The 23,653-nt window shown below is 57.8% G+C and carries 24 protein-coding genes, 1 other RNA gene and 1 riboswitch; of the genes, 11 read left to right on the forward strand and 14 right to left on the reverse strand.

Annotated features, from left to right (window positions below):
• Positions 1-25: 25 nt before the first annotated feature.
• The 3 genes from pta to DK510_RS02110 form a co-directional block, all read right to left on the reverse strand.
• Positions 26-1,048 (reverse strand): phosphate acetyltransferase, encoded by a 1,023-nt coding sequence (gene pta, locus DK510_RS02100; protein ID WP_109310703.1) that lies wholly within the window; start codon positions 1,046-1,048, stop codon positions 26-28.
• A gap of 4 nt (positions 1,049-1,052) precedes the next feature.
• Positions 1,053-2,828 carry a sulfoacetaldehyde acetyltransferase gene (gene xsc, locus DK510_RS02105; RefSeq protein ID WP_058272524.1) on the reverse strand — a complete coding sequence of 592 codons (1,776 nt, stop codon included), beginning with the start codon at positions 2,826-2,828 and terminating at the stop codon, positions 1,053-1,055.
• A 124-nt stretch (positions 2,829-2,952) separates the two neighbouring features.
• On the reverse strand, positions 2,953-4,413 hold the full coding sequence (locus DK510_RS02110; protein ID WP_108861159.1) for a PLP-dependent aminotransferase family protein: 1,461 nt from the start codon (positions 4,411-4,413) through the stop codon (positions 2,953-2,955).
• A gap of 134 nt (positions 4,414-4,547) precedes the next feature.
• On the opposite strand from DK510_RS02110, the gene DK510_RS02115 reads away from it, so the two are divergent.
• Together DK510_RS02115 and DK510_RS02120 are read left to right on the forward strand one after the other, a co-directional pair.
• Positions 4,548-4,856, forward strand: coding sequence for a helix-turn-helix transcriptional regulator (locus DK510_RS02115; RefSeq protein ID WP_058272522.1), 309 nt, complete (start codon positions 4,548-4,550; stop codon positions 4,854-4,856).
• The gene (locus tag DK510_RS02120; protein ID WP_109310704.1) at positions 4,849-5,877 is read left to right on the forward strand and encodes a permease; all 1,029 of its coding nucleotides are present in this window, start codon (positions 4,849-4,851) and stop codon (positions 5,875-5,877) included. Before DK510_RS02115 ends, DK510_RS02120 begins: the two co-directional genes overlap by 8 nt.
• 39 nt (positions 5,878-5,916) lie before the next feature.
• Here the strand turns inward: DK510_RS02120 and DK510_RS02125 are convergent, their stop codons facing one another.
• Together DK510_RS02125 and DK510_RS02130 are read right to left on the reverse strand one after the other, a co-directional pair.
• Positions 5,917-6,306: a hypothetical protein gene (locus DK510_RS02125; protein ID WP_109310705.1), complete on the reverse strand. Its 390-nt coding sequence runs from the start codon at positions 6,304-6,306 to the stop codon at positions 5,917-5,919.
• A gap of 51 nt (positions 6,307-6,357) precedes the next feature.
• The gene (locus tag DK510_RS02130; protein WP_109310706.1) at positions 6,358-7,119 is read right to left on the reverse strand and encodes a DUF1013 domain-containing protein; all 762 of its coding nucleotides are present in this window, start codon (positions 7,117-7,119) and stop codon (positions 6,358-6,360) included.
• Positions 7,120-7,247: 128 nt separating this feature from the next.
• On the opposite strand from DK510_RS02130, the gene DK510_RS02135 reads away from it, so the two are divergent.
• Positions 7,248-7,889: a ribonuclease T2 gene (locus DK510_RS02135; RefSeq protein ID WP_109310707.1), complete on the forward strand. Its 642-nt coding sequence runs from the start codon at positions 7,248-7,250 to the stop codon at positions 7,887-7,889.
• Here DK510_RS02135 and DK510_RS02140 read toward each other — a convergent pair.
• Positions 7,886-8,374 carry a hypothetical protein gene (locus tag DK510_RS02140; RefSeq protein ID WP_109310708.1) on the reverse strand — a complete coding sequence of 163 codons (489 nt, stop codon included), beginning with the start codon at positions 8,372-8,374 and terminating at the stop codon, positions 7,886-7,888. The two genes, DK510_RS02135 and DK510_RS02140, sit on opposite strands and share 4 nt — an antisense overlap.
• A gap of 180 nt (positions 8,375-8,554) precedes the next feature.
• Here DK510_RS02140 and DK510_RS02145 point away from each other — a divergent pair, with 180 nt between their 5' ends.
• Entirely contained in the window at positions 8,555-9,400 is an 846-nt protein-coding gene (locus tag DK510_RS02145) for an FkbM family methyltransferase (RefSeq protein WP_109310709.1), read from the forward strand.
• Between the two features lie 53 nt (positions 9,401-9,453).
• On the opposite strand, the gene recR is transcribed toward DK510_RS02145, so the two are convergent.
• The 3 genes from recR to DK510_RS02160 all read right to left on the reverse strand — a co-directional run bounded on the left by recR (position 9,454) and on the right by DK510_RS02160 (position 12,365).
• Complete coding sequence (recR, locus tag DK510_RS02150) at positions 9,454-10,047, reverse strand: recombination mediator RecR (RefSeq protein WP_109310710.1); 594 nt, start codon at positions 10,045-10,047, stop codon at positions 9,454-9,456.
• A gap of 64 nt (positions 10,048-10,111) precedes the next feature.
• Positions 10,112-10,456 carry a YbaB/EbfC family nucleoid-associated protein gene (locus DK510_RS02155; RefSeq protein WP_108861168.1) on the reverse strand — a complete coding sequence of 115 codons (345 nt, stop codon included), beginning with the start codon at positions 10,454-10,456 and terminating at the stop codon, positions 10,112-10,114.
• A gap of 157 nt (positions 10,457-10,613) precedes the next feature.
• A complete protein-coding gene (locus DK510_RS02160; protein WP_109310711.1) occupies positions 10,614-12,365 on the reverse strand; it encodes a DNA polymerase III subunit gamma/tau in 1,752 nt (583 codons plus the stop codon).
• A 157-nt stretch (positions 12,366-12,522) separates the two neighbouring features.
• Here DK510_RS02160 and DK510_RS02165 point away from each other — a divergent pair, with 157 nt between their 5' ends.
• Positions 12,523-13,020, forward strand: a complete 498-nt coding sequence (locus DK510_RS02165) for a dual specificity protein phosphatase family protein (protein WP_109310712.1) — start codon at positions 12,523-12,525, stop codon at positions 13,018-13,020.
• 7 nt (positions 13,021-13,027) lie between these two features.
• Here the strand turns inward: DK510_RS02165 and DK510_RS02170 are convergent, their stop codons facing one another.
• A complete protein-coding gene (locus DK510_RS02170; RefSeq protein ID WP_058272511.1) occupies positions 13,028-13,435 on the reverse strand; it encodes a hypothetical protein in 408 nt (135 codons plus the stop codon).
• A gap of 83 nt (positions 13,436-13,518) precedes the next feature.
• Positions 13,519-13,739: riboswitch (cobalamin riboswitch) on the reverse strand.
• Between the two features lie 144 nt (positions 13,740-13,883).
• On the opposite strand from DK510_RS02170, the gene DK510_RS02175 reads away from it, so the two are divergent.
• Positions 13,884-14,741, forward strand: coding sequence for a serine aminopeptidase domain-containing protein (locus DK510_RS02175; protein ID WP_109310713.1), 858 nt, complete (start codon positions 13,884-13,886; stop codon positions 14,739-14,741).
• Positions 14,742-14,749: 8 nt separating this feature from the next.
• Here DK510_RS02175 and rsgA read toward each other — a convergent pair whose 3' ends face one another.
• The 3 genes from rsgA to DK510_RS02190 form a co-directional block, all read right to left on the reverse strand.
• Positions 14,750-15,778, reverse strand: coding sequence for a ribosome small subunit-dependent GTPase A (rsgA, locus tag DK510_RS02180; protein ID WP_109310750.1), 1,029 nt, complete (start codon positions 15,776-15,778; stop codon positions 14,750-14,752).
• A 158-nt stretch (positions 15,779-15,936) separates the two neighbouring features.
• An RNA gene (gene ffs / locus DK510_RS02185) (signal recognition particle sRNA small type) lies at positions 15,937-16,035 on the reverse strand.
• A gap of 39 nt (positions 16,036-16,074) precedes the next feature.
• On the reverse strand, positions 16,075-17,904 hold the full coding sequence (locus tag DK510_RS02190; RefSeq protein WP_255414846.1) for a bifunctional 2',3'-cyclic-nucleotide 2'-phosphodiesterase/3'-nucleotidase: 1,830 nt from the start codon (positions 17,902-17,904) through the stop codon (positions 16,075-16,077).
• 207 nt (positions 17,905-18,111) lie between these two features.
• Between DK510_RS02190 and nudC the strand changes: the two genes are divergently transcribed.
• The 3 genes from nudC to DK510_RS02205 are packed head-to-tail and all read left to right on the forward strand — an operon-like array spanning position 18,112 to position 20,094.
• Positions 18,112-19,092 (forward strand): NAD(+) diphosphatase, encoded by a 981-nt coding sequence (gene nudC, locus DK510_RS02195; protein ID WP_109310714.1) that lies wholly within the window; start codon positions 18,112-18,114, stop codon positions 19,090-19,092.
• A 40-nt stretch (positions 19,093-19,132) separates the two neighbouring features.
• Positions 19,133-19,600, forward strand: a complete 468-nt coding sequence (locus DK510_RS02200; RefSeq protein ID WP_058272507.1) for an SRPBCC family protein — start codon at positions 19,133-19,135, stop codon at positions 19,598-19,600.
• Between the two features lie 26 nt (positions 19,601-19,626).
• Positions 19,627-20,094, forward strand: coding sequence for a GNAT family N-acetyltransferase (locus tag DK510_RS02205; protein WP_109310715.1), 468 nt, complete (start codon positions 19,627-19,629; stop codon positions 20,092-20,094).
• A gap of 12 nt (positions 20,095-20,106) precedes the next feature.
• Here the strand turns inward: DK510_RS02205 and DK510_RS02210 are convergent, their stop codons facing one another.
• Complete coding sequence (locus DK510_RS02210) at positions 20,107-20,940, reverse strand: prephenate dehydratase (RefSeq protein WP_109310716.1); 834 nt, start codon at positions 20,938-20,940, stop codon at positions 20,107-20,109.
• Between the two features lie 119 nt (positions 20,941-21,059).
• Here DK510_RS02210 and DK510_RS02215 point away from each other — a divergent pair, with 119 nt between their 5' ends.
• A complete protein-coding gene (locus DK510_RS02215; protein ID WP_058272647.1) occupies positions 21,060-21,566 on the forward strand; it encodes a cytochrome c family protein in 507 nt (168 codons plus the stop codon).
• A 174-nt stretch (positions 21,567-21,740) separates the two neighbouring features.
• The gene (locus DK510_RS02220; RefSeq protein WP_109310752.1) at positions 21,741-23,645 is read left to right on the forward strand and encodes an extracellular solute-binding protein; all 1,905 of its coding nucleotides are present in this window, start codon (positions 21,741-21,743) and stop codon (positions 23,643-23,645) included.
• Positions 23,646-23,653 lie beyond the last annotated feature (8 nt).

Genomic DNA, 23,653 nt, shown 5'->3' on the forward strand with positions numbered 1-23,653 from the left:
GAACAGTATTTCGCTTTAGCCGGATTTACGAGGCGTCTGTCCGGGTTTTGGATGTTTCTGCTTGCACGGCCGTAACCGCGATCATGTGCAGAACGTCCTCAGCGGAGCATCCGCGTGAAAGGTCGTTGGCCGGTTTCGCCAGTCCCTGAAGGACCGGGCCGATTGCTTCGGCACCCCCAATACGCTGCGCGATCTTGTAGCCAAGGTTGCCTGCGTCGAGGTTCGGGAACACAAAGACATTTGCCTCGCCGCGCAGGGGCGAATCCTTGGCTTTCTTTGCAGCCACCTCGGGTACGAACGCAGCGTCAAATTGCAGCTCGCCGTCGATCAACAGATCGGGGTCAGCCGACTTTGCAATCTGCGTGGCCTCACTGACCTTCGTGACTTTCGGATGATCGGCGCTGCCGCCGGTGGAAAAGGACAGCATCGCAACGCGGGGTGTCCCATGCGTCAGTGCCTTGAAAGACGCGGCAGATGCCCGGGCGATTTCGGCCAGTTCCTGTTCGTTCGGATCAACGACCAGGCCGCAATCGGCAAAGATGTGCGCTCCGCGGACCGTGTGGTGATCGCGGCAGTAGAGCATCAGGAAAAAGCTGGAAACCATGGCCGCGTCGGGCGCTTTGCCGATGATCTGCAAAGCGGCGCGCACTGTGGCCGACGTGGTCTCAACAGCTCCGCCGACGGTTCCGTCGGCATTACCGGTATGAACCAGCATCGCGGCATAGTTCAGGCGGTGTTTGATTTCTTCAGCGGCCTTTTCAGGCGTCATGCCCTTGTGCTTGCGCCGCTCGAAAAGCTCAGCTGCAAACGTTTCGGCATGGGGAGAGTCCGATGGATCGTGGATTTCGATGCCGTCGACATCCTGACCAGCCTGTTTGGCCAGCAGTGCAGTTACTTTGGCTTTGTCACCAACCAGAATGATGCGCGCGACACCTTCCTTGCGGGCCTTTAAAGCACCTTCAACAACACGTGGATCATCGCCCTCAGCGAGGGCGATGATCTTGTCGGAGCTGCTGGCAGCTCCGAGAATTGTGCGCAATGGCTTCACGCGATTATGCCCCGGCCGACGTATTCATGTCAGCCGCGTCGATACCGGCAACACGGACCGGCTTTTTCATGGCGTCGCGACGGAAAGGATCGCCCAGTTCCTGGTTGATCATGGCTTCGATCAGAGTGGTGATGCCATTTTTCTGGTCGATGATCGCCTGGTTCAGGGCCGCGGTCAGCTCGTCCTGAGTGCGTGCAACGACGCCTTTCAGACCACATGCGGTTGCGATACCGGCATAAGAGACCTGTTGGTCCAGTTCGGTGCCAACAAAGTTGTCGTCGAACCACAGGGTCGAGTTACGCTTTTCAGCGCCCCACTGGTAGTTGCGGAAAACGATCTGGGTCACGGCGGGCCATTCTTCGCGGCCAATCGCGGTCAATTCGTTCACAGCGATACCAAATGCGCCGTCACCAGAGAAACCGACAACCGGAACGTCCGGGCAACCAATTTTCGCGCCAACAACGGCAGGCAGGCCGTAACCACAGGGGCCAAACAGGCCAGGTGCCAGGTACTTGCGGCCTTCTTCGAAGGACGGATACGCGTTACCGATGGCGCAGTTGTTGCCGATATCGGACGAGATGATTGCCTCGGTCGGCAGCGCCGCTTGAATTGCGCGCCATGCCATGCGGGGGCTCATCCAGTCGGGCTTGGCGGCACGTGCACGCTCGTTCCAGGTGGTGCCCGGATCGTCGTTCTCGTGGGTCAGCGAGCTCAGTTCTTGCGCCCAAGCCGATTTGGTGGTGGCGATCAGGTTCTTGCGGTCTTCGCGACCTGCTTCACCGGCGTTGTCGCCCAGACGTTCCAGCAGACCTTCGGCCACTTTCTTGGCGTCGCCGACGATGCCAACGGTCACATCTTTGGTCAGGCCGATACGATCAGGGTTCAGGTCAACCTGAATGATTTTGGCATCGGTCGGCCAGTAGTTGATGCCGTAGCCAGGCAAGGTCGAGAACGGGTTCAGACGAGTGCCCAGAGCCAGAACAACGTCCGCTTTGGCGATCAGTTCCATACCGGCTTTCGAGCCGTTATAGCCCAACGGGCCAGCAAACAGCGGGTGCGAGCCGGGGAAAGCGTCGTTGTGCTGATAGCCAACGCAGACCGGTGCGGTCAGACGTTCGGCCAGATCGGCGGACGCAGGGATCGCGCCGGACAGAACAACGCCAGCACCGTTCAGGATGACTGGGAATTTGGCGTCGGACAACAGGGCTGCGGCTTCGTCCAGTGCTTCGTTGCCACCAGCGGTCGCTGCGAATTCGACGATCTTGGGCAGTTCGACGTCGATGACCTGAGTCCACATGTCGCGCGGGATGTTCATCTGAGCAGGTGCTGAAGCACGCTTGGCTTGCAGGATGACGCGGTTCAGAACTTCGGCGACACGGCTGGGGTCACGCAGTTCTTCCTGGTAGGCAACACAGTCCGCAAACATGCGCATCTGTTCCATTTCCTGGAAGCCACCCTGACCGATGGTCTTGTTGGCAGCCTGCGGAGTGATCAGCAGAACAGGGGTGTGGTTCCAGTATGCGGTTTTGACGGCGGTGACGAAGTTGGTGATGCCGGGGCCGTTCTGCGCGATCATCATCGACATCTTGCCGGTGGCACGGGTGTAGCCGTCCGCCATCATGCCGCCGGAACCTTCGTGGGCGCAGTCCCAGAAATTGATGCCTGCAGCCGGGAAGATATCCGAGATCGGCATCATCGCCGAGCCGATGATACCGAACGCATGTTCGATACCGTGCATTTGCAGAACCTTAACAAAGGCCTCTTCAGTGGTCATTTTCATCTGAGTGTTCTCCGCACAATTGAAGAAAGGTTCGGGCACAGCACCCGCCTTTGATACGGTTTTGGCGCAAGGGGCGAAGCGGCGTTAGGGCCAGAACGTTAGGCGGGATATGTCCAGAGTCGTGCTAGGCGGAACGGATGGCATCCGCGATCAGTTTCACGCCCGGCCCGATGCGGTCCCGGCCAATGGACGAGTATCCAAGGCGATAGAAGTTGCGCGGTCGGTGCAACCCATTGAAGAACGAGGCGCCTGGTTCGATGTGCACCCCTTGGCTCTGCAGCTTTTTGGCAAGTTTGGTCGTGTCCACACGATCGGGGGCCGACATCCAAAGCGACGACCCGCCCATGATTCCGCGTCCGGCAACGGTAAGCCCGTACTGTTCGACCGCGCTGTCCAACGCTTCGCGTCGCCGGGCAAGGGTCTTCGACATACGCCGAATCTGAGCATCATAATGGCCCAGGGACAGGAAATAGGCCGCAGTACGCTGGATATGGCCCGGCGGGTGGCGCAGCACCAAAGAACGCAAGGCGCGAGCCTCGCGGATAAAGGGCTCGGACCCGACAATGTAGCCAAGGCGCAATCCGGGAAACAGCGATTTCGAGAAGCTGCCTACATAGATCACCCGTCCGTCGCGATCCATTGACTTGAGGGCAGGGGAGGGAGATCCCAGAAAGGCCATTTCAAACTCGTAATCGTCCTCGACGACCATGGCGTCCAGTTCGCGGGCGCGTTTCAGCAACTCGTGGCGGCGATCGACGGGCATGGTTGCGGTCGTCGGGCTTTGGTGGCTGGGGGTGGTGAAAATTACATCCGTTTCATCCGGCAACGCATCCGGAGTCAGTCCGTCACGGTCAACAGCCAGTGGTGAAACTTTGCAGTCGGAGTGATTTAGCAAATCCCGCAGTGCATAATAGCAAGGGTCTTCAATCACGGCCGTGCGGTTGCGGTTCAACAGGATGCGTGAGGCCAGCCACAGGGCGTTTTGCGCGCCCATAGTGATCAAGATCTCTTCGGGGCGGGCGGCGATTCCACGGCGCGGCAACGTGTGACGGGCGATGAATTCGATCAGCAGCGGATCATCCTGATCCATGTAGTCCCCGGTCAGGGAGGCAAAATCCTTGTGACCCAACGCACGGACCGCGCAGAGACGCCAATTGGCGTGGTCGAACAATTTCCGATCTGCCTGACCATAGATGAAAGGGTATTTGTAATCGCGCCAATTACTGGGCTTGGGCAGCACGTCCCCGTCCGAGAACCTGCGTGCGAGGGCCGTGTCCCAGTCGACATTTTCATCGCGTTTTTGCACGGGCGAATACTTGGGTGGCACGGGCGCGTTTTGCGACACGAAATACCCCGACCGGCCTTTGGCAGTCAGGTAGTCATTGGCCAGTAGTTCAGTATACGCCAGTGTCACCGTGATCCGGCTAACACCCAGATGCGCCGCCAGTTTACGAGACGAGGGCAGCTTTTCCCCAACGTGAAACCGGCCAGACAAGATGCCTTCGGCAATCATCTGTTGGATCTGCGCCTGCAGTGTGCCCTGTCCGTTCAATTCCAGAAAGAATGTGTCGACCGATATTCCCATAGCGCCTTATAGGGTGGACTTAAGGTGAGGGCAATCTGGACTTAATCTCGTCTCGAGAATTCGTGAACAAGGCGCTTGACGAAAAAGAACGACTCACCTAAATAACTAGAAATCTAGTTTAATGGAGAAATCAGATGTGGGAAACAGCTGCAGCAGGATTCTCGGCCATGGGCTCTGAAGCGCGACTGAAGGTTCTCAAGACATTGGTTCGGGCTGGTGAGGCTGGGTTGACCGTTGGGGAAATCCAGAACCGCACAGGCATTGCGCCTTCGACATTGGCCCATCACCTGCGGTTCCTCGCGGCCGGCGGTGTTGTCGAGCAAGAGAAAATCGGGCGCGCCACCATCAACCGCGCAAACTACGAAGAATTGAGAGGCCTCGCGCAGTTCATACTTAGCGAATGCTGCGCGGACGAAGTGGGAAAGGCTGCGAACGATGGCTGAGCTGACACAAAACCCAAAGGCACCGGCAAAGGTGGCCGTTGATCTGATCAAAACCCCATGGGCAGTGATCGTAGCCATTCTGGCGCTTGTGGCTGTCCTTGACCCCGGCAATTGGGGAGAGGTTGTAACTTTTGCGGGCAAAGCCCTTGCCCATACCGGCCAGTATATTCTGTTCGCCGTCTTGCTGCTGTCTTACCTCAAGGCGACAGGTGCCGAAGTGATGGTTGCGCGCGCCTTTGAGGGGCGCGAGACGCGGATGATCTTTCTGGCCGCGGTCTTCGGCGGCCTCGCACCGTTCTGTTCTTGCGAAGTCATTCCGTTCATTGCTGGTCTGCTGGCGCTTGGTGCGCCATTGTCGGCTGTCATGGCGTTCTGGCTCAGCTCACCACTGATTGACCCACCGACCTTGTTGATCACGGCAGGCGCATTGGGTTGGCCATTTGCAATCGGCAAGGCCATTGCAGCAGTCGCATTGGGTCTGTTTGGAGGCTTTGCCGTCCGTGCCCTGATGCGAGGTGGTGCGTTTGCCCAGCCTCTGCGCGAATACAAACCGGCTGGCTGCGGATGCGGACCTAAAACAGAGGACAAACCTGTCTGGAAGTTCTGGCAGGTACCCGAGCGTCGTCAGCGCTTCCGGTCCGAGTTCATTCACAACAGCCTGTTTCTGTTGAAATGGTTGGCTCTGGCCTATGTGCTCGAGGCGCTGTTGGTCAGCTATGTGCCCGCCGATCTGATCGCGCGCGTTGTCGGCGGTGACGGTGTTGTACCCATTGTCATTGCCGCGTTGGTCGGGATGCCCGCTTACCTGAACTCTTACGTCGCACCGCCGCTGCTGGCTGGCCTGATGGAACAAGGGATGAGCGCAGGGGCCGCGATGTCCTTCATGGTCGCGGGTGCCGTCAGTTCGATCCCGGCAATGGCCGCGGTCTGGTCATTGGTCAAACCACGGGTCTTTGCGACCTATCTTGGGCTGGGGATCACTGGGGCCATCACCGCTGGCATTCTGTTCCAGATGATCTAAAATCAAACCCGCCCGGTGCACTTGCCGGGCGGGTTTTTTTTATCCGGTTTCGCAGTGGCGCGGCAGTTTGAACCGATACCGCGCTTCACCACTATCAACATACACTCGTTTTTCGATGCAGGCCGTGGTGCCAACGGTTTGTGAGACCGGAGCGTCGGTCGAAGTGACCGAGGTCGCAGACCCGTCTGGCAGTCGGACCGAAGCAATGACGCCGTTCTTGAGGTCCCCGTTGATGGGTGTCGCTGACAAGACGTTGACGGTCATGAATGCCTCATGCTCGTGCTCGCCGCTGTCGTTGAAGATCAGCAAACCAGCAGCGACGGCAACAAGACCAACACCGCCTGCCACGGGCAACCCCCAGGTCTTCAGGAAGGCATAGATCGAAACGGCGCGATGCGGTCCAAATAGTTTGGAAAGAACGTTCAGCATGGTTTTCTCGTAAAAAAGCCCCGGTCCGTTCAGGCCGGGGCTGTCTGTGCTTTAGGGGCGCGGATCGTCTTCTTCGTCGTCGTCAGCACCGCCTTTGGGCAGGTTGAAGAAGCTGTCCGCATCGATGATCGGTTCTTCTTCTTTTTCTTCCGCAGGATCATCCGACAGAGAGAAGGTTTCCAGACCTTCGATGGCGGTCGGAATCTTCGGCGCGGCGTCCATTTCCAGCGACTGTTCGGTCGAGACCAGTTTGCGGCGCTCGTCATCGCTCATGACGCCACCTTCGGCAGCTTTCTTGGCTGCGGCCTTCTGCACGATCGCGTCCAACTCGGACTGTTTGCACAGGCCCAGGGCAACGGGGTCAATCGGCTGCATGTTGGAAATGTTCCAGTGGGTCCGTTCACGGATCGACTGGATGGTCGGTTTGGTGGTGCCCACCAGCTTGGCGATCTGACCGTCGCTGAGTTCAGGGTGGAACTTGACCAGCCACAGGATCGAGTTCGGACGGTCCTGACGCTTGGACAGCGGGGTATAGCGCGGACCGCGGCGCTTTTCTTCGCCGCTTGCGGCAGGGTTGAACTTGAGCTTCAGTTTGTGCAGCGGGTTGTTCTGCGCGGTATCGATCTCGTCCTGGGTCAGCTGGTTGTTGGCGATGGGGTCAAAGCCTTTCACGCCAGCGGCCACATCGCCGTCTGCGATGCCCTGCACCTCAAGCTCGTGCATGCCTACGAAATCCGCGATCTGCTTGAAGCTGATCGTGGTGTTGTCCACCAGCCATACGGCTGTTGCCTTGGCCATAAGCGGTTTTGCCATCAGCCCGTCTCCTATAAATACATCTTTCCCGTCGCCGGAATTCGGCGGCCCCTTTTTTGGGGCAGGTTTCCGTTGTCGGGGAACTTGGTCCGTATATAGTCGCGCCAAGGCAAGAAGGGAAGAGGCGAATGCGCTGGGTTGTTTTGGGGCTGGTTTCGTGGATTTTCGGTGCAATGGCGGCGCTGGGCGATGGCGAAAAAGCGGGCGAGTTTGACTACTACGTCTTGTCGCTTAGCTGGTCGCCAAACTGGTGCGCCCGCGAAGGCGATGCGCGCGGATCGGATCAATGCGACACCCGGCATGACCATGGCTGGATCCTGCATGGTCTGTGGCCTCAGTACCATCAGGGCTGGCCCGCCTTCTGCCGCACGCCCGAGGCACCGCCATCGCGCGCTATGTCACGCAAAATGACGGATATTCAGGGCAGTTCCGGTCTGGCGTGGCATCAGTGGAAAAAGCACGGGACCTGCTCGGGCCTCAGCGCGTCCGACTATTATGCGCTGTCCCGGCAGGCGTATGAGGCGGTTGAGCGTCCTCAGGTATTCCGCAAGCTGGACGCCTCGGTCAAATTGCCTGCATCGGTCGTGGAAGAAGCATTTCTGAAAGCCGACCCCGGCCTTGAGCGCGACATGATCACTGTGACCTGCAAGCAAGGCTATATCGAAGAGGTCCGCCTGTGCCTGTCGCGCGACCTTGAACCCGTACCCTGCGGTCGCGACGTGATCCGCGATTGTACGGCCAAAGACGCCCTGTTTGATCCGATTCGTTAGAGTTTCTTGTTCTGGCAGTCCCGGGCGTATTCCAGCGCCTTGGCAGTGCCTTTCAGATCAATCGCCATGACCGTCTCACCCGCTGGGTTATAGACCGTCATGGTCTTGTTCTGGGCAATCGCATTCACGAAGCTGCGGTCGGTGAAAAACACGGTTGCGCCCGGCACGTCGCGCTGATTGAAGCCGATGGCAGTGGCGTCATAGCTTTTGCCGTCCAGATCGAACCGGATCGGATAACTCTCGCCCTGTTTGATATCGCCCCACGCCTTGTTGTAGACGGCGAAATACCCGCGATTGTCCAGCGCGTCATAGCCCAGCCGCACGACCGAGAGGTCCTGATAGATCGTCTGGATCAAGCACCCGTTGCCAAGCGCGGGGTCCATCATGATGTTCCAACCTTCGACAAATCCCTTGTCGATGAGTTGCTGTGACCATGCGGCGGTCGCGGTGAAGGCGGCGAAGGTGAGGGCGAGAATACGGGTCATTGAAAGCTCCGGACAAAACAGGGCAATTCCCGGTGAGGAAGGTTATTAGGTCTGAGATACCTACAAGATCTTATCACACCAAAAGGTTTTGTGTGACAAGCGGAGTGCACTTGGTGGTACAGGTTTTTTGTCTAGTTTGGCGACCTAAGCTGTAGTTGTGTCTGACGGGAGACCGATTTCATGAATCGTGAAATGACCAAACTGTTGCGCAAGAGATGCGTTTCAATTCAATTTTTACTGTCAGAAAACAGCCCCCTGCGCGGTGAATTCGAAGGGGGCAATGAGATTTCTCTTCTTACCGATGGCTCGATATTTCCACATGTCGCCCAGCATGAAGAATGGAGCTTCAACGAAACCAGGTTTATCGGGCAAGCCTGTCCGACTGGACCCTATCACCTAATCGATATCGGTGCGAATGTCGGTCTTTTTTCCCGGCAGGTCTTGATCAACTACCCTCAGGTAATTTCAGCATCATGTTTTGAACCTAGCCGGGATAATACGGAGCATCTGAAGCGCAACCTCAAAGCGATGCCCATGGTGTCGGTTTTCGACTTTGGCTTGGGGCAATCAGACGGTGAACTGGCATTTTACAAAGACAGCGTGAATGGTGGGAATTTTTCCTTCAATCGAGACGCCGTGGCCGGCCGTGCGCATCAGGTCATCGTCGCCAAAATCAGAAGAATAACTGAAGGGCTGTTAGATAAATGCATGGGGGACGAGGCCAGTGATCGACGCCTGATTTGGAAGTCCGACACACAGGGGCTGGACGAGGCATTGATGAGTGAACTGCCCGAAAGCTTCTGGCAGCGCGTTGATCTGGCTTGTTTTGAAGGATGGAGGATAGACAAGCCGTCTCATGACGAACAGGCCTTTCGAAACGTCCTAAACAGCTTTGAATATGTGTATATTATTGGTTCGCGCAACAAAAGGCTGCGGCGCATTGGCAGCGCAAGGTGTATTAGTTACTTGTCCGGAAGAGACCGCAAATGGGCAGACTTCTATCTGTCTCGGGTGGAATTGCACTAAAAGTAGCTTTGCTCAGGTTAAACCTCTGTGCGCTCTGACCGTAGCCTGGTTACCTACAGTTCTTTCCTTGCCCGCAACGCCGCCGCAATCGTCCCATCATCCAGATAGTCCAACTCGCCCCCAATCGGCACACCCTGCGCCAGTGAAGTCAGACGGACCTGTCCCTCCAATTGATCCGCGATGTAGTGGGCGGTGGTTTGCCCATCGACGGTGGCGTTCAGGGCCAGAATGACCTCAGAAATCCCTTCGGCCATTACGCGATCCTTGAGCCGGGGAATGCGCAGTTCGTCCGGGCCGACGCCGTCCAAAGCAGACAGCGTGCCGCCCAGAACGTGATAGCGACCCTTGAAAACTGCAGCGCGTTCCATCGCCCAGAGGTCGGCGACGTCTTCGACCACGCACAACTCTCCGGTCGCGCGATTCTCGCTATCGCAGATGTCGCAGATATCAGTGGTGCCCACGTTGCCGCAATTCAAGCATTCCCGGGCGGTGGCGGCCACCTGCTGCATTACGTCCGACAGGGGCGTCAGCAGCAGAGTGCGTTTTCGGATCAGGTGCAGCACCGCGCGGCGAGCCGAACGGGGGCCGAGGCCCGGCAGTTTGGCCATCAGATCGATCAGATTGTCGATATCGCTGTTCGAAATCACGGCGTGCGCTCCTGCAAAAGGGCCGGGCAGTTGTGCCCGGCCTTTGGGTCGTCAGGAGTGTCTATCAGAACGGCAGCTTGATGTCTGCGGGCAGACCCATGCTTTCGGTCAGCCTCGCCATCTCTGCCTGAGAGCGTTCGGCCGCTTTGGTCTGCGCGTCCTTGATAGCGGCCAGAATCAGATCTTCGACAACTTCCTTATCGTCGCCATTGAAAATCGACGGATCGATGTCCAGACCCTTCAGCTCGCCTTTTGCTGTGGCGGTGGCCTTCACCAGCCCTGCACCGGATTCGCCTACAACCATCAGGTTGTTCAGCTCTTCCTGCATGTCCGTCATCTTGGTCTGCAAATCCTGTGCGGATTTCATCATCTTGGCCATATCGCCCAGACCGCCGAGTCCTTTGAGCATTGCTTTTCTCCTGCAAATCGGTTTGTCGCCTAAATACGGATGCTGCCGGTAGGGTACAAGGGGAGAGCTTCTCCCGCCCGTCGTCAAGGTCTTTGGAAAGACCTTTCCTCCCGTTGGGCCCGGCAGCGCGGGAGTGTTTCCGCTTTGGCCGCTCGGATCAATCCTCCTCGAACGGATCCCATTCGTCTTCAACCTCAGGCAAGGCTTCGGTTTCGACCTTGGCGGCGCGCTCTTCCGGGGTTTCGATCCGCTTGATGCGCGCTTTTGGAAACTGCATCAGAACAGCTTGAACCAGTGGGTGTTGTTCGGCCTGCGCTTTCAACGCCAGATCAGCCGCGTCTCGAACCTCGGCGATTGTTGCTGCGTCCCCGTCGGCCACGATTGACACGGCCCATCGGTTTCCGGTCCAGCGTTGCAAGGCCGAACCAAGCCTTTGCGCCAGATCGGTCGGCGCTTTGTCTGTGGGCGTGAACTCGATCCGTCCCGGGGAATACGAGACGAGACGCACGCCGTTTTCGACCTCAACCAACAGTTTTACGTCCCGGTTGGTGCGGATCAGTTCGACCACGTATTCGAAGGTTGGATAGTGTGCCAGCGCGGTCTGGACGTCCTGGGCAAGCGCTGCGGTGGGCGCCCCCGCAGGCCCGCGTTGCGCCGAGAGATGCGTAGAGGACGTCGCCTGTGCAGGTGCATGAGTTGGCACAGCCGCACCACCGCCAGGTCCCCCGCTTGGTGGGGGGGGAGGCGCATCCTGTAGTCGTTTGATAAGTTCTTCGGGGCTAGGCAAATCGGCCACATGGGTCAGACGAATGATTGCCATTTCGGCGGCCATCATCGCGTTGGGTGCTGCAGAGACCTCCTCCAGCGCTTTCAGCAACATCTGCCACATCCGCGTCAACACCCGCATCGGCAGCGCCTCGGCCATCTGTTGACCGCGTGCACGTTCATCCGGTGAGACGGTGGGGTCATCGGCGGCATCGGGCGTGATTTTGACCACGGAAACCCAATGGGTGATCTCGGCCAGATCGCGCAGCACGGCCAGCGGATCGGCCCCTTCGGCATACTGGCCGCTCAACTCAGTCAATGCCCCAGCCGCATCGCCACGCAAAATCATGTCCATCAGATCCAGAACGCGCCCGCGATCTGCAAGGCCCAACATTGCCCGAACCTGATCGGCGCTTGTTTCCCCTGCACCATGTGAGATCGCTTGATCCAACAGCGAGGTCGCATCGCGCGCAGAGCCTTCGGCCGCGCGTGTGATCAAAGCAAGCGCGTCTTCTGCGATCTGTGCGTTTTCAGCTGCGGCGATTTTGTTGAGCAAACCGATCATGTCTTCGGGTTCGATTCGGCGCAGGTCGAACCGCTGGCAGCGGGACAGCACAGTCACCGGCACCTTGCGAATTTCGGTCGTCGCAAAGATGAACTTCACATGCTCGGGCGGTTCCTCGAGTGTTTTGAGCAGTGCATTGAAGGCGCTGGTCGACAGCATGTGAACTTCGTCGATGATATAGATCTTGTAGCGCGCGCTGGCGGCGCGGTAGCGGACACTGTCGATGATCTCGCGGATGTCGTTCACGCCGGTTCGGCTGGCGGCGTCCATCTCCATCACGTCGACATGGCGTCCTTCCATGATGGCGATGCAATGCTCGCACTGGCCACAAGGTTCGGTCGTTGGTTTGCCTTCACCATCGGGACCGATGCAGTTCATACCTTTGGCGATAATCCGGGCAGTGGTGGTTTTGCCGGTGCCGCGAATACCGGTCATGATAAAGGCCTGCGCGATCCGATCCGCTTCGAACGCGTTTTTCAGCGTGCGCACCATTGCGTCCTGTCCAACCAGATCTGCAAAGGTTTCAGGGCGGTACTTGCGGGCAAGAACCTGATAGGCGGGGCTGGGCGTTTCGGTCATGTCTGCTCTGTCAGATTCGTGTCAGAAATGCAGCGTAGAGACCCGGGCCGCCCGCGTCCACAGCAGGCTTTGTGGAATTTCGGTTTGGACCGCGTCTGTAAGCGGGATAAACCGGCTGTCAAAATTTGGTGGGCTGGTGGCAGTAGGAGCTTAAGCTTTGGCAAAATTTGCAATCTACGCGCTGCCTGTTGGCTCAGGCACCTTGGCGCTGTCCCCCTTGCCTGGCGGCGGCGGTGGGTATGTGGACGATCTGAGGGTGATACAGGACTGGAACCCCGATCTGGTGATTTCAATGACCACCGAGGCCGAGATGCGGCAGGTCGGTGCAGGCGGTTTTGGTCGAGACGTTCAAAGCAGACCCGCTACCTGGATGCATCTTCCGGTCGAGGATTTTGGCACGCCGCCCCTGCCAATCGAAACTCTTTGGCCCCAAGCCAGCGCAGCCGCCCGGCAGGTGCTGTCCGACGGTGGACGCGTGCTGGTGCATTGCCGGGGCGGTTGTGGGCGGTCGGGGATGGTCGCGCTGAGGCTCATGGTGGAAAGCGGCGAAGATCCAAACCACGCGCTAAACCGGCTGCGCTTGGCCCGACCATGCGCGGTGGAAACGGATGAGCAGATGGCTTGGGCCATGAAACCGGCCCAGAGCGATCAGTGAACTAGGATCAGGCCGTGGCTTGTTGAACAACCTGATGCGATGGACGCGGTGCAAGGGCCGATGCCTGAAGCATGGCGCAAGGCAAGGCCGCCAAAACACCAGCAGGCAGAGTGGAAAAGTCAGGGCCGAACATCATATCGGCGTATTCGTCCAACGTGTCGGCTGAGTCGCCTGTGTTTGCCCCGCAATAGACCCTGATCCGGGCCGGGCTGGCGCGAAACCTTGCGGTGCACCCCTCATCGCAATGGGTCAGTTCGCTGGAGCCGTCCACCTCAAATTCGCTGGTCGTCATTGGTTGTGCTGTTGCCATCGCCTCGGCCAAGGCCCGAGCCATTTGTGCCAATGCGGGGCAGGTTTTCCCCGTTTTCTGGCACAGGGTGGCGGTGAACTCGTGGGTCGTTGTCTTCCAGATCATAATGCGCCCTCCGCGCGGAGAGCGGGGGACGTGGAACAGGGAACTCAGCGTACTGAAGGCCTGCCCGGACACCCCGCCCGAATTTCGGTTTTTACTTTGATGGCAGGTCTCCTGACTTGCGGGTCATTGCTTTGCCGACCTTCCCAGCCTTTCGGCCAGTGGTATTTCGGCATTGCTTACCGCTTACAGTTGCGGGGGCAGTCGCGGCCTTGGTCTGTTCCGGCTTTGCCGGGCTGGACCGCACCGAGTTCCCTTTTCATCCCGCCCCAAAATAAGGACGAGAACCATCACCTCATCGCTAGCGGTTGTAGGTGGCTTGAGTCAAGCGGGCTGTTTCCCATCGTTCAAGTGGACGCTTGGTCACTTTGAAAATCTGTTGACTCTAGTCGCGCAAAAGCGCCGATATGCCATATGTGAACCGAATAGTTCAGATGCTTGCGAGGGCACCATGTTGGACAACACTCCGGTCGTTTTGACCGAAGATTTCACGTTTTCTGCCGGAGAGGCCGAACTGTCGGCACGGCTGTATATGCCTGCCTCGGCACCTGATGTGGCGGTTGTAGTCCATGCAGCCACAGGCGTACCGCGCGACTATTACCAGCATTTTGCGCGGTGGTTGGTGGAAGAACAGGGTATGGCCTGTCTGACCTATGACTATCGCGATTTTGGCCACTCTCTACGCGGGCGCCTGCGCGATTCGCAGGCCACGATGGCTGACTGGGCGTTGATCGACATGCCCGCTGCTCGCGCCGAAATGCGGCGCAGATTTCCCGCCGCCCAGCAGTGGAGCATTGGCCATTCGGTGGGTGGAATGCTGGGGCCAATTCAGCCGGATATCGAACAAATCGACCGGATGATCTGTGTCTGTTCAGGTTTGGTGACGGTATCCGACCACCCCTGGCCGTATCGCGCACTGGCGACAATGTTCTGGTATGCCCACCCGCCATTGCTGGTTAAGGCATTGGGATACCTGCCGGGCAAGGCACTTGGGTTCGGCTCGGACCTTCCGGCACGTGTCTACTGGCAGTGGCGCAAATGGTGCACCGCTGCGCTGAGCTACGTGCCGGAAATCGGCAAAAGCCTTCCAGACGCCCGTTGGGCTGCGTCGGAAACACCCGTCGATCTGTTCACAATGGACGATGATCAGGTGGTGCCCCCGAACGCGGTTTGGCGCTTGGCCGATCTTTACGGTCCCAAAGCCCGCCGGCATCAGTTGTCGCCGAAAGACTTTGGATTGGCCGAGGTCGGTCACATCGGCGCATTTGCGCGCCGAAATGCGGCCATATGGCCCCGGTTGATCGCCTGAGCCGGTACTTACAGCTTTTTTCGGGATTTCTTGTCCTGCATCACCGATCGTACCATCTTACCAAAGGCCTTGTCGCGCGCACGAGACTGCGCCACGGTTTCCGAGTTCCTCTCATCCTCGCGCCGCAGTTTTCGCCAACGCTCTAGCCGCTCTGTGTCAAGGGATCCGGTGGAAATCGCATCCTGCACAGCGCATCCCGGCTCGGCCTGATGCTGACAATCGGAAAAGCGGCAGGTTTGGGCCAATTCCAGAATGTCGGAAAAGACCTCATCGACGCCATCTTGTGCATCCAGCAACCGCAAAGCCCGCATGCCGGGTGTATCGACCAGCCAGCCTCCGTTCTGCATCGGATGCAACGCGCGGGCAGTTGTCGTGTGCCGCCCGCGCGCGTCGCCCTCGCGAATGCCAGACGTTGCCTCATCCAGACCAGTCATGGCGTTGACCAATGTTGTCTTGCCGACACCGGATGAGCCAACCAATGCAGCGGTCTGTCCAGCAGGGCACCAGGACAGTACTTGCTGAACGTCCATGGCATCCAAAGCATTGATTGCCAGCACGGTCAGAAACGGAGACAGCGACACGGCCGCTTTGGAGTATTTGTCAGGACCGGTGCAGGTATCGGCCTTGGTTAGTATGACGACCGGATAGCACCCGGCCTGATGAGCCAAAGCCAAATATCGTTCCAGCCGGGCCAGATTGAAGTCGGCATTGCAGGAACTGACGATGAACAGCACATCCACATTGGCGGCGATCAACTGGGCCTCGGCCCCAGTTCCGGCGGCGCGGCGTTTCAAAAGGCTGCGGCGTTCCAGCAGTTGTTGAACGCGGTTTTGATCATCCGCCAATACCCAGTCGCCGACGGCAAAGTCGCCCGTCGGCTGGTTTAGGGTGAGCAGAGGTGTTTCACCGTTGATGTTTGCGCCGATCAGGCGATCACGGTGAACGGCTGTGATGCGAAAGGGAGCGCATGTAGGATTGGCCGCATGTTGGGCGGCAAAGTGAGAGGACCATCCCAGGTCCGAAAGTGTAAAAGACATTGTTCTGCCTGTGTTCAGGTACAGCAATCCGTCTGGATGGCGGTGGCGCATCCAGCGGTGATGTGTTCAGGCAGGTTTGAGGGGCGGCCTCAGAAACGCTCTGCCCAAAGGGTTTTTGCTACAATCATAAAAGCCCTCCTGCGGCTAACGGTTCAAGTAAGTGAGAGGTTGGACATCGACCCAAGCGGGGCTCGTTGTGGCTGCTTCCTTCCGGACCTGACCAGGTTGGCGAGGCGCTCGCCCGCGCCAACCTCTCGAAAATCGATATAGGGAAGACACGTAGAAATGACAACCCGTCACAGTGAGAGTTGAATGCTCAAAAACCCTTCGGCATCCGTTCCAGCCAGCGTTGGGCTGAACTCTGCGATGTCTGCGAGGTGACGTTGTGCCTGTTGGCCGGTCTTCAACAGGACAGAGGACCCCGGCATGGGCGCAAAACGGAATGGGCAGGGGCCCTGTTCCAGCGATTCAGCGGGCATTGCACCGGTCAGGTAATCCTTTAGCGCGTGTTGGATCGGCAAAGCCGGAACGTTGATGATTTCGGCGCCCCGTATGATCGGAAAATGCCCGCCGCCGCTGGCCCGATAATTGTTCAGTGCAACAACAAAGCGTTGTTCGACCGTCACCGCGTGGCCGTCGAAACGAAGATCTGAGATGCGCTGGTATGCCGGATTTGCCAGGTGTCCATCCGCATCGAACCGAGGCGGAACGCTCAGGTCGATAACGTAGCTTAGCCCGAACAGAACATCGAAATTGTGTCCGGCTCGATCAGGATTGACCAATTCAGTTTGCGCGCCAGGTTTCACCTGATTGAAAACGCCCGCAGACATTTCAAGCCAATCTCTGACGTTCTCTCCTGACACCGCGACCGCACGAAGTTCGTTTGGAAAGATGTTCAGATCAGCCGCGTGTCGCATGCGCATCACGCCCGCAGGAATGTCCGAGTAAAAACGAGGCCCGGCGCGACCACCGAACTTCGAAGGTGCTACGGCGGACAGCAAAGGCATCACTTCATGGGGTGTACCCTTCAGGTTCTGGCGTACGGTCGAAGCCTGTGATGCGGCCACCATCGCAAGCCCGCGATCCTTGGCGCAAAAGCTGAAATAGCTGTGCAGGTGCTGATCCGTATGCCCAATTGCTTCCTCGGCCTGTTTTCGTGTTGCGGAATGCACATCCGAAAATAGCGCCACCAATGACGGGTCCTCGGGTGCCGGGTCAGCACCTGATACCGGGCGCAGTTCAACGCGATGCGCCGTGACCGACCAGCCCTTTTCTGTCGTGGCAGTCAACGTTAGATCAATCAGGCCAAGATGAGATCCGGCGGATCCCGGCATGACAACAGGTGTGCCATGCACCATACCGCCAGTGGCATCGACGTGTTCCAGCCCAGCGTGCGATTTCCCCGGCAGCGTAAGATGTGTGTGCCCGGCGATGATGGCGTCAATGCCCTCAATCGCGGCAAGAGGGATAATCGCGTTTTCAAGATCGGGCGCGGGGTCGACGGACTTCAACCCTGTATGGGCTAGCGCGATGATCACGTCGCAGCCGTGAGATCGAAGCTCAGACACTTTAGTGCGCGCGCAGGTCAGGATGTCGTCTATCCGGACGTCATCACCCAGCCGATGAGATTCCCAATTCCGGGTCTGCGGCGGAACGACCGAGAAGACGCCGACGGTTAGCGAGGCTTGGTGCCCCGCGACCTCAACCCGGCGGGTTAGAACTGCCTGATCCTGCCAGACCTCGTTGGCGCCCGGGCGATAAACATTGCTGCAAACCACTGGACAGGGGGCCTGTGAAAGGATGCTGTCCAGTATATCTTGACCGAACCCGAAATCATGATTTCCCAACCCGATCGCATCATACTCTAACGCGCCAAAGGCCTGCATCAGCGCATGAGGCTTATCGGCCTGCTCTGCGGCCAGCTCCCCAACCGGTGTGCCCTGCAGCGAATCGCCGTTGTCAAAAAGTAACGCGACCGAGTCTTCCGCCTGCGCCTCAGTTCGGGCTTCACGGATCAGGCTGGCGGTTCGAGTCAGGCCGATTGTGGGTTCAGGGGTGTCAGAATAGTAATCAAAACTCCTCAAGTTCATATGAAGATCCGTGGTGGCCAGTATTCGGATCTGCACGGTCTGCGGAGGCAGAGAAGGGGAAGTTTTCAAATTTCTACTTTTGGCAGTTTTAACTTAGTCATTTTCAACAAAAAGATTAATCACAGTGAATTGCAAGGTTTAGCTGTGTTCATTCGATGGCGACCTGTGGTTTTGGGGGTGAAATACCGTTGCAACTGATTGGCCGACATGGCAGCCCTGTGCGGACAAGTCTAAGGATAACTTATGAAAAATGCGGAATATGTGACGTTTGGTAGCTCGGGGCTGGATCGTGCGGCGCATATTCGCGGGGATGCTGATGCGGTCGCGGGGGCGCGGGGGCATCCCAATGCAAAATGCCTGCTCTTGTGGCGCGGTAAGGTTTTGGTTCAGGGTGAGGCGCTGGATCAGTTGGGGCTGATCGCGATGTCACATAATCTGGTCGAAACCGGGCCGGGAGGTTCTGTCGAGCAGCCTGTATTCTTGGGGCTGTCGGACGATGCGCCGGTGTTTGCCTTTGATATTTCGGACTGGAAGGCCGATGGGTTGGACGTGTCCGGTGTCGGAGGTTTTATCGACAAGTCAGAGCAACAGCACCCGGACTTGCCCCACGGCCATGTCTTTGCCGAACTGCGCCGGATTATGACCCGTTTGTCGACGCGTGACGCCGAACTGGCGGCTTCGGCCAAGGCGGTGACCGCATGGCACGAAACACATCGGTTTTGCGCCCGATGCGGCGTAGCCAGCGAACTTGCGCAGGCGGGGTGGCAGCGCAGTTGCCCGTCCTGCGGTGGGCAGCACTTTCCGCGTACTGATCCGGTCGTCATCATGTTGATTACGCAAGGTGATTCAGTGCTAATGGGACGTTCACCGGGCTGGCCAGAAGGGATGTATTCGCTGTTGGCAGGGTTTGTTGAACCGGGTGAAACGCTTGAGGCAGCAGTCCGTCGGGAAGTGATGGAAGAGGCCGGAGTGCCCGTGGGTGAGGTCCGTTACCTGTCCAGCCAACCCTGGCCGTTTCCGGCCTCGTTGATGTTCGGCTGCGCGGGTGAGGCGTTGTCGCGCGACATCACCATCGACCCGGTCGAAATCGAAGATGCGATGTGGGTTACCAAATCCGAGATGATGCAAGCCTTTGCCGGCGAACACCCTGTTTTGCTGCCAGCCCGCAAGGGAGCGATTGCGCATTTTCTTTTGCAAAACTGGCTTGCGGATACATTGGACTGACAAAATACTGTTCTGAAAAACGAGAGAACCCCGAACCACAATGCAGTTTACAGTGCGCGAAGATATCGAAGCTCCCATCAACTCGGTGTTTGAAATGGTGGCCGACTTCGACCGATTCGAACGGATCGCAATGCGGCGCGGGATCGACGTCCGGCGGATTTCGGGCGAATTGGGCGTTGTTCCGGGCACCAGTTGGGAGACAGAATTCAGGTTACGCGGAAAGCCACGTCAGATTTCTGTGCAGATGGCCGAATGCGACCCACCTTTGCTGATGCGGTTCGAAGCGGCAAGCAAGGGGATGAACGGGGTCACGACGGTGGAGCTTTTGGCCCTGTCGCAGCGCCGCACGCGTCTAAGCGTTGATATGTCCCTGTCAGCCAAATCCCTCCCTGCGCGGCTGCTGTTACAATCACTAAGGCTTGGGCAATCCCGGTTTCGGCGACAGTTTCAGTTGCGCCTGACCGAGTTTGCACGGGAAATGGAACAACGTCACATTCATGGTGGTTGATTGCCCAAAGCTGTGGTGGGAACGAGATGGATAGCTTTAGTGTTCGTGAGGTGGTGTTGACGGATGCGCAAAGTATCTCAGAGGTACTGTGGGACATCGCAGCGGCCGGAAAGCGTAACAAGCGCTGCGACGTTGATTTTGCCCGCGATCATTATGTGGCCGACCCCGACCGGATCAGATGTTCTGTCGCTGTTCAAGGGGAACAGATCCTGGGGTTTCAATCACTGAAATGGGCGGTCGAAAACAACCCATATGGTGCTCCGGTCGGGTGGGGCGTCATTGGAACGCATATTCGCCCGTCTGCCGCACGGCGCGGTGTCGGGCGTGCCCTGTTTCGTGCGACGCTCTTGGCGGCACGGGAAAGTGGCCTACCGGCCATTGATGCGACCATTTCGGCCACAAACGCCGAAGGATTGGCCTATTATTCGGCGATGGGCTTTGTGGATTATCGGAAGCACGAGGGCGCCCAGTGCAAAAGCTTTTCCGTGATTTGAACCGAGGTCGCTTCAGCCGCGCGGTTGAGCCGCTGGGTAGACGCCCAAAATCTCGACATTCGTGGTGAAGTGTTCCAGTTCTTCCATCGCCAACTGTACGTTTCGATCGTCCGGGTGGCCCACGATATCGGCATAAAACTGGGTCGCAGTGAACGACCCATCGACCATGTAGCTTTCCAGCTTGGTCATGTTGATGCTGTTGGTCGCAAACCCACCCATCGCCTTGTAAAGCGCAGCCGGAATGTTGCGCACCTGAAAAACAAAACTGGTGATCATGCCATGTTCTCCGCGGCGTGACATGTCGGCCTGCTGTGACATCACCAGAAAGCGCGTGGTGTTGTTGTCGCGGTCTTCAATGTGCCGGGCAAGAACGTTCAAGCCGTAGATTTCGCCGGCCAACTCGCTGGCCAATGCTGCTGAATGCACCTCGCCTTGTTCCGAGACCTCGCGGGCCGCACGCGCGTTGTCGGGGCTGACACGTCCCTTGATGTTGTGTTCTTTCAAAAACCCGGCGCATTGCGGTAGCAGAACCAGGTGCGAGTGTGCCTCGGTGACATCCTCGATTTTGGCCCCTGGAACGGCAAGAAGGTTGATGTGAACGCGCACGAACGCTTCTTCGATGATGTGCAGCCCGCTGTGGGGAAGCAAACGGTGGATATCGGCGACCCGGCCATACGTGGTGTTTTCGACCGGCAGCATTGCCAATTCAGCCTCACCTGCGCGCACCGATTCGATCACATCTTCGAAAGTCCGGCAGGGCAGGGCCTCCATATCGGGGCGGGCATTACGGCAGGCCTCGTGGCTGTAGGCGCCGGGTTCTCCCTGAAATGCAATACGTTTGGTCATTTGGTCGATTCCGTGCAACAAGTTCGATAATTGGGCGTTTAGTCGCGGTGTCTATACCTTGCCTCTTGTAAGGGGAAGCCTTAGACACCCCGCAGACAGCTGAAATGGACTCGCGATCAATGTTCGACACGATGACAGTTACCAAGGCCGCAGCAGGCCTGTTTGGCACCTTCCTGGTGCTGCTTTTGGCCAAATGGGGTGCCGAAGTGCTTTACCATGCGGATGGGCATGGTGAGACGGCCTCGTATATTATCGAAACCGAAAGCTCCGGTGAAAGCGCTGACGGCGAAGAAGTGGTGTTCGAAGACATGCTGGCCGCCGCAGACCCAGATAAGGGCGCGCGGGTTTTCCGTAAATGTACTGCCTGCCACAAGCTGGAAGACGGCGCCAACGGCACTGGCCCCTACCTGTTTGCAATCGTGGATCGCCCGGTTGCTTCAGCCAAAGGTTTCACTGGCTACTCAGCTTCGATGCAAGCCCATGGCGGCAATTGGACACCCGAAGCGCTGGATGCGTTCCTGACCCGCCCCAGTGCCTATATCTCAGGTACATCCATGAGCTTTGCGGGTCTGAAAAAACCGCAGGAACGGGCCGACCTGATTGCCTACCTGCAGACCATCAACTGATCTTTCGCTCAGTTTTGACGCATTCAAAAGCCGCTGCCCCGTGCAGCGGCTTTATTTTTTGTCTAAGTAAATCTTCACAAAGTGTTCACGCACTCTAAACTTGAAACTGGCAGTGCTGGTCTTTTAGCTGGCGCAAACAATATTAAAGACGTCAACGAGCAGGGGATGAACCACATGAAATCCAATCGAGTTACCGCTTTAGCGCGAACAAGGGATTTCGGACGCTTAGTTCACATTCTAGCTTTGGGGGCATTGCTCTGTGCAGCCGCTGCAACTCAGCTTTTTGCTGAGGAAAAGATCATCAAATCACACGGGTTCTCGGAATTCGGTGATTTGAAGTATCCGGACGGCTTTGCGCATTTCGACTATGTGAACCCGGATGCGCCACGTGGTGGAGAACTCTCCTATGCGGCGCAAGGCACGTTCGACAGCTTTAATCCCTATACCAGGCAGGGCCGGGCTGGTGCGAGGTCGGCAGATCACTACGAAAGCCTGCTGGTTCCATCCTATGACGAACCGGCGGCCTATTATGGCCTGCTAGCCGAAAGCCTGGAGTACCCCGAAAGCTATGATTGGGTGATCTTCAACATCCGCCCCGAGGCGCGGTTTTCCGACGGCACACCGGTGACGGCCGAAGATGTGGTGTTTTCCCATAATCTGCTGCTGGATCAAGGGCTGAAATCTTATGCCGACGCAATTCGCCAGCGGATCCCCAAGGCCGAGGCGCTGGATACCCATCGTGTAAAGTTCTACTTCTCGCCAGATTTCCCCCGCCGAGGCCGGATTTCTCAAGTTGGGGCCACGTCGATTTTCTCTAAGAAATGGTTCGAGGAAGACCCTGAAAACCGCCGGTTGGACAAGTCGCGGCTGGATCCGGGTATCGGCTCGGGGCCGTATGTTCTGGATGATTATGACATCAACCGGCGCATCGTCTACAAGCGCAACCCCGATTATTGGGGCAACGATGTCAACGTTAACGTGGGCCGCAACAACTTTGACACCATCCGCGTTGAGTATTTCGCCGATTCCATTGCTGCGATGGAGGGGTTCAAGGCGGGCACATTTACCCTTCGGCAGGAAAACAACTCAAAAAGCTGGGCAACAGCCTATGATTTCCCGGCAATTGCGAATGGCTCTGTCGTGCGGGCCGAACTGGCAGACGGAAATGTGCCGACGGCGTCAGGCTTCATCATGAACCTTGACCGTCCAAAGTTTCAGGACCCTCGTGTTCGCGAAGCTATTCAGCTGGCGTATAACTTCGAATGGACAAATGAGAGCCTGCAATATGGATTGTTCCAGCAGCGCAGCTCCTTCTGGGAAGGAACGCATCTTGAGGCGACCGGTCTGCCTGAAGGGCGCGAGCTTGAGGTGTTGCAAGAACTGGGCGACGCGCTGGACCCTGCCATCCTGACCCAGGAACCCGTCTCGGCGCATGAATCCCGGGCCGCCCGCCAAAATGACCGTGGCAACTTGCGCAAGGCGATGAAACTGCTGGACGAAGCTGGCTGGCTTGTTGGGGATGACGGCATTCGTCGCAACGACAAAGGCGAGGTGCTGTCTATTGCATTTCTGTCCGACCAGCCAACGCTGGACAGGCTCATTCAACCCTTCGTCGCCAATTTGCGGGCAATGGGGATTGATGCCAGTTACAACCGCGTGGACAACGCCCAGTTCACCTTGCGCCGCCGGGACCGTGATTTCGACATGATTGTTGGCGGGTACCCGCGATCGTTGCAGCCGTCGACAGGGTTGTATCAGCAGTTCGGAACCGAAGCGGCCTCTTACTCGGTCTTCAACCCGTCGGGTGTGCATGGCCCGGACATCGAACCGCTGATCGACAACATCGCATCCGCCGAAGACAGCGAAGAGCTGTTCGCCAACGTTCGGGCGCTGGACCGCGTCCTGCGCGCGAAGCGGATCATGGTTCCCACGTGGTATCTGGGCAAGCACTGGGTTGCCTACTGGGACATGTATGAATACCCGGAAAATCTGCCGCCTTACGCATTGGGTGTTGAAGACCTCTGGTGGATCAACGAAGAGAAAGAAGCCGAGTTGAAATCCTCCGGCGCCTTGAGGTAATCCGCCCC

Source organism: Ruegeria sp. AU67 (assembly GCF_900312795.1).
GTDB classification, from domain to species: Bacteria; Pseudomonadota; Alphaproteobacteria; order Rhodobacterales; family Rhodobacteraceae; genus Ruegeria; species Ruegeria atlantica.